The following is a 12,828-nucleotide window of genomic DNA, read 5'->3' as shown; positions in this document are numbered from 1 at the left end:
GATTCATCAATGATTTCCAGGACGAGATCGGTGTGGCGCGTGGGCCGGGTTTGGCGGACTCGCCGGAAATCGACCTGCTGGGGGTGGACGAGGAAGCGATCGCGCGTGGGGTCGGACGGGAGTGGAAGGATCGTGGTTTCGGACTCGGTATCGGCGGGCTGCTCGGGGTATTGCAGTTGGTCGACGATCCGGCGGCCCGCAAGGATCCGAGTAAGCGCCGTGCGGTGGCCGGTGTCATGGAGTTCGGCGATGCGGGTGCGCATGCGTTCGCCGTGAAGATGCGAGCCGATGGCCAGGTCGAGGTGTTCGAGAAGGTCGGTGGCCGGGTCCGGCGCTGGGTCGGCGAAACGGAAGTCCGGGCGTGGCTGGCTGAACGGGCCGTAGGGGTCGGCAGGGTGCTCGGGATCGTCGTGGGGAAGGAGCCCGGTGCGGGCCGGGTGTTCGTCGAGGGTCGTGATCGTGCCGAGGTCATTGCTCGTGCGGCGCCGAAGGGCCGGGTTCGTGGCCTGGTTGCCGAAAGTACTGCTGCACAACCGGTTCCGGGCGGCGTATTGGCCGCGTTGCGATCGGAGACGTATATCGGCAAGTCGGCTGAAGAAGTGGTCGAGGCAGCGCTGGCCGGCGATGCGGAGTCGGTGCGGGAGTTCTGGAGTGCGGTCGATCGATTGCCAACCGAGGACCAGAAGCGGTTGATGAGGCTGACCTACGGGCGGGCGCCGGGGCAGCGGGAACTCATCCGTCACGACATCGTCGACCAGCTGGTCAGGGCGAAGAATATTCGGGCGCTGCGGATTCGTGCACTTCATCACGTGGCGGCCATGCTCACCGGCCGTGAGAATTACGTGACGCCCGTTGGTCCCCCGTTGGAGGCTGTCAGGACTGCCCTCGGCGGTGACGCGGAGTCGGTGCGGGAGTTCTGGAGTGCGGTCGGCCGGTTGACGGCGGAGAACGAGAAACGGCTGCTGCGTCTGAAATTCGCTCCGGAGCCGGGGCAGTTCGATCTCGAGCCGGGGCAGACAGAACCCACGCTCAGGGATATCGCGCCGCTGATGCCCGAGGTCAAGGATCTCCGGTCGTTGCTGACGCGCGCTGCGCGGCATGTGGCAGACAGGCTTGCCGAAGGTGAGCCGGACATGGATGCCGGTAATGCTGATTCGAAGTACGCAGGACACGACAGCCCTGCAGGGGATGTGGTCCGTGCTGCTTTGCGTGGTGACGCGGAGTCGGTCGAGGCGTTCTGGCAGGCCGTCGGTGAATTGAATTCCGAGAACCAGAAGCGTCTGCTGAAGCTGAAGTTCGCTCCGGAGCCGGGGCAGTTCGACCTGAAGCCGGGGCAGGCAGAACCCACGCTGACGCAGATCGCAGCGGCGATGCCCGAGGTCAGGGATGTCAGTTCGCTGCAGTACCGCGCTCTGCAGGATGTGGCGGACAGGCTCACCGGCGGTAGCAAGGAGGCTTCGAGTCCGGATGGTCCGGCAATGGACGTGGTCCGAGCCGCCCTGAGTGGTGATGCGGCGTCGGTTGCGGCGTTCTGGCGGGCCGTCGGTGAATTGAATTCCGAGAACCAGCAGCGTCTGTTGAAGCTGAAGTTCGCTCCGGAGCCGGGGCAGTTCGTGCTGGAGCCGGGGCAGACCGAACCCACGATGCCCCAGATCGCGCCCCTGATGCCCGAGGTCGATGATCTCCCCTCCACATACAAGCGCGCTGTTCGCTTGGTGGCGGAGGCACTCACCGGCGGCACGCCGCCTGCGGCGTCGAGTAGTCCGGCATTGGATGCGGTCGCAGCGGCACTGGCTGGTGACGAGAAGTCGGTGCAGGCGGTGTGGAATGCCGTCGCGAAGCTGAGGTCCGAGTACCAAAAGCAGTTCATGACGCTGAGGTACGGACCCGAGGAGCTGGAGCTGTGGCAGATCGCGCGGCGGTTGCCCGCGGGCATGGACATTGTGTCGCTACAGAAACGTGCTGTCGGTCGCGTGGCGGCGGTGCTGGCCCGGCACGAAAGCGCCGCCGGTGCAGCAGCCGAGGTAGTCGATACCGGCACAGAGACTCGTCCGGCGAGGCCGGTTCCGCAATCGCGAAAAGCGTTGGCCGCGCTCGAAAAAGCCTGGGAGACGAACTGGAAGCGGATTTGGCGGCTCGCTCGGCGAGAGCTGCCACCACGGCAGCTGGAGTACCTCGAGAAGCGGTTCAAGCTGGGTTTGGAACCGGATGAAGCGGCGGCGGCACTCGGACTGGACGCGAGGGCATTCAATGCCTTGCAGTACCGCGCCATGCTCACGTTGGGGCCGTTGCTGCCCGCAGAGCCGACGGTCACAGACGGCGCAGCGACCACGCTGGTGGCGAGCCAGGATGCTCCCACCGAGGCATCGGTTGTTCCGCAGTCGGATGGTGACCGTTTCGGCCGGTGGTTGACCGACACGGGGCATGAGCCGGGCGAGACCGAAGCCGGGCCGTTCAATTGTGGTCCGTTGGTGCAGTGTTTCGTTCGCGATGCCGTACCGGGTGATGTGGGTGCGCTGATGCGTCCGAAGGATGTGAACGACGAGGCGATCGCGCTGGCGGGTATCGGCAAGGTCGAGCTTGTCGAGGGCATGAATATCGGTTGGGGCGAACAGCATTTCGGCACGGGTAGAGATGGCTTGGCCGCCATGGTCGAGCATGTTCGTCTGCACGGTGGTGTTCTGGTTGGTGGTATCGACCCGGCGGGTGACGGACTCGGTCACGCATTTGCAGTGGCACGGGTCGATGAGGCTTTCGCCGAGAAGCTGAACGCTTTGCCTCCCGAGCTGCGTGGCCAAAATGATGTCGTGCCTGGTGAGGTGGTTGTCTTCGACAATGCTGCCGGCGGTTTGCTGCGTGGTAGGGCGGTAAAGCGCTGGGTGAACTCCGGCTGGATCGGCTCCGCGAAAATCCATGTGGCGGGCCTCGATGCCGAGGGCAAGGCCATCGATGAGTTCGAGAGTGCGAAGGTTCAGGCTGGACGTGGTCCGGCCGGGAACCTGGGTGCGGCCCAGGACCGTGGCGACGGCGATGCGAACGCTCCAGAGGCCGGTCGCGTTTTTGGGCGGAATCCCATTGGTGGGCAGCCTGTTTCGGGTCGATCGGGTGGTGCTGAGGCGGGTGGTTCGGGTTCGGGAGTGACGGTTGATCGGTTGCGTGTGCAACACGAGGCCGCGGTGGCCCAGTGGATGGCGGTGATACGCAATCCGAGGGTTAGGGCACGGTTGATCGAGGAGGTGTTCCGCAGGGCAGGGGCTCGTATCGGCGAGCTGGCAGAGGGCGCGGATGCCGGACGGTGGATCAAGTCGCTTGTCGCTGACGTGCTGGCGAATTTCGCACGGTATATGAACTTCCGGCGTGCGGTCGCGAAGGCGGTAACGGAAGGGCAGCGACGGGTACTGGTCGAGGCGAGTAACGAGGCCTTCGGAAATGCGGTGGCGACGCTCAACGACAGTCAGCGTCGGGTGCTCACGCTCCTGTTCATGGACGGCGGTATGTCGTACGAGGCCGCTGCTCGCAGGGTGCGTCTCAGTCCCGACTTGGTGGCCGCAATGGTGCCGCAGATTCTGCGCCAGTTGGTGGTCGAGCTCAGTGTGCCCGTATTGCCGACAGACGGTGCGGCACTGGCAGATCTGCTGGCCGGTGGCGGCGTGAACCTGGCCATGTCAGATGGCAAGCTCGCGCCCCAGATTGCCATACTCCGGGCGGCACGCGACGAACATCTCGATGTGCTCCGCGTGCTGGTCGAGCGGTCCCGCCCCACCCACAGGGAAACATTTGTACTGTGGTTCACCGGCTACTCGGTGGACGATATCGCTGCAAAACACAATGTCGAGCGAGCCGCCGTCTATGGGAATCTGCAAGCGGCGATTTCCGCCCTGGCCGAAGAACTTTCCGCAGCGATCGAGGAAGCAGACGAGAAGGCGCGTTACGCCGAAGAGGCACGCCGGTTGGCTGAGGTGCGGGACATTCGTCGTGCAGTCGAACGGGATGCGACTGCGACGGAACGGTTGGTCCTGACACAGGCAAGTGATAAGGCACTGCGGCGTGCGCTGGATGACTTGACACCGAAACACCAGGCGGCGATCTTCCTGCGGTACTGGAAGAATGGGATGTCGTCGCAGGAGCTCGCCAGGGCCCTCGGAGTCGGCGAGCCTGAGGTGGATCACCTGGTGCGCGACCGGATTGCCCGCCTCGCGGAGATGCTGACCCCCGACAGTGAAGTACTGCTGTTGGTCGAAGCTGTCCACGCGCATGAATCGGCACTGCTGGAAGCGCATCTCGGCGATCTTTCCGAGCTGGAACGTGAGTGTTACGAACTCTATTTCGAACAAGGTCTGTCTGTTCCGGAGATCGCTGCCAGGCGACCCAGGAGAATCCGTGCACGCAATTCGCGGGCATTGACCGAAGATGGCGTGAGCGCCAGACTGTGGCGGACCGCGCGCACTCTGAGCGATCGACTCCCCATCGAGGTCAGGATCCGCTACCGCAGTGCTGGTCCGCTGCGGCGGGTCACCGTTGCGGATGTGGCGCGAGAAGCAGGGGTGAGCCTGAGCCTTGCCGGAAAGGTGCTTCGGCCGAGCAGCGGCGTTGTGGTGTCGGATACGACCCGCGCAGCGGTGGAGGATGCGTCCCGTCGGCTCGGCTACCGGAAGAAGCGGCCCGGCGTAATCGTCGATGCCACACCGTCGGGAATTCGCTCGACCACGGGCGGCGCCGCAGCGTCGTCGCCGGTCCCGACGGTGAACGAGGCACCGACCCCGATCGGGGAGACGCGGCTCAGCAAGGAGATGCGGAAGGTTCGCGCCGCGGAGCGGGGGGATCTCGGGCGAGCCATCGGCAGACTTCCCGATCAGGATCAGCGGGTCGCCGCGCTGCTGTTCCTGCGGCGGATGCAGGTGCCCGAGGTGGCGCGCGAGCTCGGCACCACCTCGTGGTCGGTGCGTAGCCAGAAGCCGGGTCTCGCTCGTGCGCTGGCGGCTTTGCTGTCGGGAGGTCGGCCGGTCACTGACGCCGAAGCAGTCAAGGCGCTGCTACGAATCCGGCTTCATGAGCCCGATGTAGTGCAACGCATACGGGCGGGGCTTTCCGAGGAGCAGCGAGCCCGCTTCGACCGATACTTTTCCGGCCGGGCGATATCGGAGGTCGCGTCCGACGAAGGCGTCTCCACTGGGGTGATTCACAAACGGATGTACCGGCTGGCAGGTCTGCTGGTACGTGATCTGCCGCTTCGCTTGCTATGGAACTATGCCTCCGGTGGAGCGTCCGCCGGTCCGGCGTTGGCGTTCATCGAGGCGGTCAGCAAGGACGACCTCGATGCGCTGACTCTCCATCTGTCCGAACTCACACCGCTGCAACGCGACTACTTCACGCTGCATTTCGTGCGGGGTGCCTCGGTGGCCGAGATCGCTGAGTCGCAGCAATGCGAGCAGGTATCCGTACGTGACCATCTCTACCGCATCGCCCAGAAGTTGATGCCGCTCCTCCCGCCCGAGCTGGAGGAGCGCTATTTGAGTCAGGGGCCACTGTGGCGGGTCACCATCGCGCGCCTGGGAAGGTTGCCCCATGTCGTCGCAGTGGATCTTGTTGCGGACGCGTTGACGGCCAACACCGATGCGCTGCTGCCGTATCGGAATGAGTTCACCCCACAGCAATGGCAATGTCTCGCACTGGAATTCATGCACGAGCCACCTGTCCCAGCCGAGGGATTGGCCGAGGCGCTCGACCTGACCGCGAAGGCCGCCGACAGTTTGCGGCGCCGCGCCGTCGCGCGGGCCGCGGAACTACTCACCATGGAATTCGATCCGGCGCAGGTGCCCGGAAGCCCGAAGCTACCCGCCAGCGGCGGTCCCGATCTGGATCTGATCCGCAACACCTCGCCCGACACGGTGTGGGTCGCAGTACGGACATTCCCGCCACACCAGCGGGAGTTCATCAGGCTGCGATTCCTGTCCGATCCTCCGCTCACCATCTCTGAAATCGCCCATGAGATGGGGGTGGGCTATTCAGCAGCGAGCGCATTACAGGATCGGCTCGTCCCGAAGGTTGCTTCGGCACTCACCGATGGTGCGGTTTCCACCGTGGGTGGCCGGGCATTGGAATTCGTCAAGCTGACCTGGCATGACGATCGGAAGGCGTTCCGGCGTGCGCTACGGCAACTGCCGGCCGATGAGCAGATGTGTATCCGTTCGCGGATCATCAGGGAGGAATCCCGTGCGCAGATGGTGGTCGCGCTGGCCGAATTGGAGCGCACCGAACAGGGTCTCGCTCAGCTGTACAAGTCGGCAATCCGCCACCTCGCCGAGGAGATCACCGGCTTCAAGCCACCCACCCCCGCCGAGGCAACCGAGCGGATCGAGGCGGCCCAGCGTCACGCCGTGACCGAGTTCGAGGAGCTCGTCCGCGAACTCGACCCGGAGCGGTTCACCGACGACGAGAAGCGTTATCTGGAACTGCGATTCGCCGGTGGTTTGTCATCGGGAGAAGTCGCCGCCGCGCTCGGCAAGACCACGAACGCGGCTGCCCGGCTGCGGGCCCGTGCCGTTGTCAAACTGGCGGAAGTGCTTGTCGCCGAGCTGCTTCCCGGTGCCGATCGCGACAAGTACACGATCCTGGACACGGTACGGCCCGTCACGATAGCCGACGTGGCGAACCTTGCCGGGGTATCCACCGGTACCGCTCTGCTCGCCTGCAACGGCAGCATCGACTCGCCCGCGGTCGCGGCTGCCATCGACCGGCTCGGCTTCCGGCCGTCACGACGGGCCCGGGGCACGATGGGTGGCGGCCGGCCATTGACGGAACAGGCCGGTCCTCCCGACGTCTTCCGCGCAGTCGATTCGCATCTGTCACCGGACCACCGGGCATTCGCTTCCGGGCGCGGACTGCGCGGCGATGCCTCCGGTGTCGACGGTGTATTCGACCGAGTCGGCGGTACCGTCCCGGAACTCACCGCTTTCGCTTTGTCGCTGGATGTGATCGGTAATCGGACGTCGTCGGTCGATTCAGTGGGTGGGCGGGGTGCTTCGACACTGCACGGTGAGCCGGGGCATGTGAATGATTGTGTGCCGGTGGCGTTTCGGGGGTTGGAGGTGCTGCACGGGCCCGGGTTGGTGGATTGGGCCGAGTTGGGTGAGGTCGGTTCGGCGGGTGTGTCGGGTGGCCGGATAGCGCGTGCGCTGGATCATCGGCCGCGGGGTTTCGACGGTCGTGCCGCGGTGGTTGGTGAGTTGGCTGGGCGCGGTGTGGGTGCGGCTGCGGTGTTGTTCGAGGTGTACGGCGACACTCGTATGGGACATGCGGTGTTGCTGGTCCACAAGGGTGGCGGCCGGGTTGTGGTTCGTGAGGGTGGGGTGGAGACGGATTTCGACGAGTGGGTCGATCGGCGTGATGAGTGGGGTGTGCGGCGTCCGGAACCGGCCGAGGTATGGGCGGTGGTTGTCGAGGAGGGTGGGGAGGTTGTCGAGGAAGTCGGTGATCCGGGTTCGCTGTTGCCGTCGGATCGGGTTTTCGGGCGGAATCCCGATGGTGGGCAGCCTGTTTCGGGTCGATCGGATGATGCCGGGGTACGTGGTCCGGGTTCGGGGGTGACGGTTGATCGCTTGCGTGCGCGGCATGAGGGCGCGGTGGCGCCGTCTGTGCCCGAGTACGACACCATGCTTCCCGCTTATTCCGCGACCGAGCCCCGGTCGGGCGCGGCGGTGTTCCGGCTTCACGTTGTCCGCGACTGGGAATTTCCCGACGGTCGGCGTGGCACGGTGTTCCTCGGGCCGGACAGGGATCCCCACAGCACTGCCGACCAGTCCGGTGATCCGCTGATCCTCGGGTCGAGACCGCAGGACTACTACAGCGGCGAATTGTTGCACTACGACGCGTACGTCAACTACGTGGAGAACGGAAACGGACCGGGCATCGCGGGCGTCGGGACCGCCTGGTTCGTCGAGGGCCGGCTTACCAAGCTCGAACCATTGGGCGGCGGGCTGTTCGCGAACGTGAGCGCCGACCCGAAGAACGCCGCAACCCTGTTGTTCGATCTGGCCGAGGCAGGAATCGATCTCGATACGGTCGACTTCGATCCCGATGACTTCACTCCGCCGGGTTTGCTGTGGCGGAACGAGTTCGGCGCGTTGACGTTCGACGAGGTCCTCGCGGGGCGTGGCCGCGATATCGCACGATTGCTCGTCGGCTACGGCGTCGGCTTCTCCGTGGACCTGGTCGGGATGGAGTCCTCTGGCGACGGCATCGAAGTGGTATTGAAGCTCGACCCGGTGCGCGGGAAACCCGGCCGGGTCACCGTGGTGATGCGGCGGGTGGATGGCGTTGCGACGGTGGAGCTTCGCGATGTCGATTTCGGCGCGGAGCCGGATCGGGTCGCGGTGATAGTGCGTGATCTGCGGGAACGGCTGACTGCGTGGATGACAGCATCGGGCGCCGTGTGGTTCGAGGCCGGCGAAGCATCGCCGGCCTCGAACCAGACGGCGTCGGAGCCCGCCGCGACCGTATTCACGACGGATGGATCGACGCGACGCGTGCAGCATGTTGTACGCGCCCGGGACACCGAGGTCGATCCGCAGGCGAAGGCAGCGGCGGTGTCCTGGTTGGCGCACCAGCTACCCGGCTGGTCCGAGGTGAACATCGAGCACGCCGCCGGCATACTCGGCACCCTGCTGGACAACGCACTGGTGCATACCTCCGGCAATGTGCAAGTCGCGGTGGAGACGACCGGTGATCTGTTGCGGGTCACCGTCTTCGACGAGAAGACCGTTTTTCATACCGAGGTCGATCTACCTCCCGTGCCGGGCCGGGTCGAAGCGGCCGACGGGCCATGGATGCGGTCGGGTGTCGATCTGCTGCGCTACCACGAGGAGGGCTGGCAGAAACGGGTCTGGTTCGAGCTGCATCGGTCTGATTGGGTCGAATCGGATCGACCGGTTGGGGACGCGGTTGCGAACGACCTACTCGGCTTCCGGCCGGTGCGCGGGGAACGGGTTGGGCCATATGGCGCTCGACCTGCGGCCGCGCCTACCGGTCGCCCCGATAGCAGCCATGCCGTCGATAACCGTCTGCCGCCGGATACCTGGACATTCGTTGCACCGCGCGGATCCGGGGGTGACGCGGCTGGTGTCGACGCTGTGCTTGCCGAAATCGGTGGTTCTCGGTCGGGGAGGCAGTACGGGCAGGCGCGGGTATCCGTGCTGCCGTCGGTTTCGGTCGACGACGGTGTCGTCGCTCATGCCGCACCGGCGGATTCGACCGGTGCGCGGGTCGGCCTGAATGATTGTGTGCCGGTGGCTTTCGACCAGTTGGAACCCGGTCTGGTGGATCGGTCAGCCTTGGGCGAGGTGGGACCGGAAGGGGCATCCGGGAAACGAATTGTCGCCGCGTTGCGTGGGCACCGTCCGGCCGGGTTCGCGAGTCGGGCTGCGGTCGCTCAGGCTTTGCGAGGTCGTAAGGCGGGGGCAAAGGCCGTGGTCTTCGAGGAGTACGACGGCATGGATATGGGCCATGCGATTGTGCTGGTGCACCGCGGCGAGGGTGAGATCGTGGTGTTGGATCGAGGCCGCGAGAAGGCGTTTGTGCCGGGTGAGGAGCCGGCGGGGACGACCCGGGTGTGGGCAGCGGTGGCTGAGGACCATACGTTGGTGGAGGGGCTCGGCGACCCGCGACTGCCCGCTCTGCCGGATGACAAGTTCTTCGGTTTGGCGCACGACCTGATCGGCGATCAGCTGGTGGCAGTGGTGGCCGAGGCCGGTCCGGAGTGGCTGGCGCGGTTGCTACCCGGCGTCGAGATGCGGCATGTGCCGGACATGGAGCGGGGTGTCGCCGGGAACTTCGAATCCGCCGAGATGACCTATTTCCTCCCCGTATCCGGATTGGATCTGCTGACCAGGGGTAAGGGCCTGGTTCACGAGAACGAGCATGCAGTGGACTTCACCGACGAACCTCGGGCGGACGCGCGCACCATGCCGATCGCCGAGTACACGCGCGCAGTATTGCGTCGTGAGGCACGGGCTTTCGCTCGTGAGGCAGTCTGGTCCATCTCGATGCGGGCTCGTGGGTACGCCGTCGATACCCCGCACGGCTCTCACTTCTTCGTCTATGCAAAGGCCCATGACGCGGCAGTCACGGCCGCTCTGAAAGCTGACCCGAATGTCCCGGATTCGCGGCAAATGACGATCGGGTTCGCGGCCGGTGCTCGGGCCCTGGAGCTGTTTCTCGCCTCGCCGCACAAGTTCGACGAATATGTCGTGCGCCCGAACCGGTTCGATGAATTCGTCGCAGCGCCGGATGAGTTCGAAGAAGCCATGGCATCGGTCAAGAAGCTTTTCAGATTCGGGTCGTATGTGTCGAAGGCGCATCGTGAATGGCGCGATGTCCGGGCGTCCGCGGGGCAGTCGAACATACACGAGCCGACCACACAAGAGCGTGCGGCAGATATCCGCCGGGCGGCCCTGGCACGAACTATTGCCGACCGTGATCTCGACCTGGTGGATCGCGTGCTCCAACAGGAGTACGAGCGACAGAGCGCTATTTCGCCCGGACCGGTGTCACACGCCGAAACACGCCGCCGCGACCATGCCGCGCTGCAGCTCCGCGATGTGGAGGCGGCGTGGGCGGCAGCGGAGCGGGATGCACTTGCCCGCCGCGACGAGGTCGATGCGCTGGTAGCGCGTGATGTATTGCGCAGGGTGCTGGACAGCGAGCCCGGCCGGCCGTTGACCGATCACGTCGCGGTGGTCGCCGGTGACCGACCGCGTCTGGTGGTGGTGACCGGCTCGGAAAATCATCTCGGGCTGCGGGATGCCGCGATCGCCGACCGTCCGGATTTGGCCGATATGGCCTGTGAGTATCTGTCTGCCGACAGCGACTCGAACGGCATTGTGACCCTGGACCGGGTCGAGAGTCCTCAACTCCAGCCGGAACCGCAGCCGGCGGGAGTGCCGTGGCTGAATTTGGCCGGGCAGGCTTCTGCGACTCGGGTCGCCCGGGTTCGGGAGTTGCTGCGTAAGACGGAGACCGGCCGGTGGGCCGATAAGATGCTGAGCGACAACGGCATTCATGTGCTGTTGGACGCGCATGCCGACGACCGGCTGTATCCGCTGTGGAAAGTGCTGGTGCTCGATATCGGTGGTTCCGATGCGGAACTGGCCGCCGCTATGGTCGCGGGTGCTTTCCATGTCCAGCAGCAACAGGCTCGCGGCCATACCGCGGTGCGGGAGTTGATGACCTCCGACGACCCGGACGAGTGGGTGAAGCGCCGGCTCGCGGAGGAAGCCGAGGCACAGGCTGGGCGCGCCGAAACGCTGCGGCAATTACGACAGCTGTGGCGAGACAGTCCCGACACCGAACCGCCTGATGTAGCGGCCCCCGATCCGCTGGAACTGGCTTATACGAAGGCTTACCAGCAGGTTCTCGACGGAGTGGAGCCCGGTCGTCTATCGGCGGCCGACATCGGACGCGCTTGGCAGGCCGGCATCGCAGCAGTGCTGCCGTTGCTGGAACACGTCGGACCGCGGCTGGCCGCCGGAACCTATGCCGAGATCTACAAGCGGGTGTGGACCGACGCGAAGGGGATCGAACCGGAGTCCGATACCGAGACCGACCCCGCCGCAGCTCGGCTCACAGATCTACGTGGCGTCGCCGCAGTGCTCGGAAAAGCTGTGGGGCACAAGGAGGCTCAACTCTGGTCGGTGGCACGGTCAGCGGAGTTGCCTTCGGATCCGGTGGATGATGGTGTGGTTGTTCATGCCGCGCCGGAGGATTCGGCCGGTGCGCGGGAGGCGGGCCACATCGCCAATCAGTGCGGGCGGCTGGTGTTGGAGTTGCTGGATTGGGTTGCTCCGGACCTGATTCCGAGTGCGGCGGAGCTCGGTCTGGGTGGCATGGTGGTGAAGGACATCGTGCGTATCGCGGGGGCGGATCCGAGGCATGTTCGGCGGTTTGCGATTGATCCGGTTCGTCCGCATCGGGGTGTTGTGGACGCGTTGCTGGCGTTGCCCGAGGATCAGCGCGAGGGTGCGTCGGTGTTGGTGTTCGACGGTTTCGACAAGGCAGACGAGCATGGTGTGGCCGGGCATGCGTTCCGGTTGGTGGTGCGGAACGGTGAAATTCATATCGAGGATCCGGGTAAGGGGGTGTTCGGTCGGTTCGAGGATGTGATGGGTGCGGGGTTGGTGGATTTGAAGGGGGTGTGGGCGGTCGGGTTCGATCGCCTCGGGAATTCGCTGGATCTGCCTGGGGCACAGGCGAATGCTGCCGATCTCGAGTTCGCGGTCGGTTTGTCGCAGAACCCCATTGCCGATCAGGTAGTGGCGATGGTGGCCGAGGCCGGGCCGGAATGGACGGCATGGTTGGTGCCCACCGTCAAGACTCGCCATGTGCGGCATCTGCTGGACGCGAACGGTGAATTCAGATCCAAGGATCTAACGAGGTACATCCTGGCATCGGGTCGTGATTTTCTTTCCCAGGCGATTGACTTGATTCACGAAAACCAGCACGCCGTGGATTTCCTTGCAGGCAGTCTCGTGAACCGCTTCACGATGTCGCTCGATGAATATGTCGATGCTGTTTTGCATCACGAAGCAAAGGCTTTCGCCACACAATCCTTGTTTATCAAGGCGATGATCGCACGCGGCTACGAGGTCAGCCCTCGGAGAAGTTACCCGGTCTTCACCAACGCCTATGATGCCGCGGTTGCGGTTGCGCTTGCGCGGAAGAATTCTCCGAACCTCACCGAGTCGCAACTCGAGGCTGTCGGCTATCGGGCCGGTGTCAGGGCCCTTAAAAAATTCCTGGCGATGCCCGAAGCGGACGGGACACCCGCAGACTATG

At 64.9% G+C, this 12,828-nt stretch carries 1 protein-coding gene (running past both ends of the window); it reads left to right on the top strand.

All 12,828 nt of this window come from inside a single coding sequence — locus tag AB0L58_RS12155, sigma factor-like helix-turn-helix DNA-binding protein (protein WP_364385318.1), on the top strand. Of the gene's 107,625 coding nucleotides, 70,027 precede the window and 24,770 follow it; the stretch shown corresponds to coding positions 70,028-82,855, spanning codon 23,343 (partial) through codon 27,619 (partial); the first complete codon in view begins at nucleotide 3. Both the start codon and the stop codon lie outside the window.

The organism is Nocardia sp. NPDC052112 (assembly GCF_040680135.1).
Lineage (GTDB): Bacteria > Actinomycetota > Actinomycetes > Mycobacteriales > Mycobacteriaceae > Nocardia.
The sequence above is the reverse complement of the archived record's forward strand: the minus strand, read 5'-3'. Positions and strand labels throughout refer to the sequence as shown.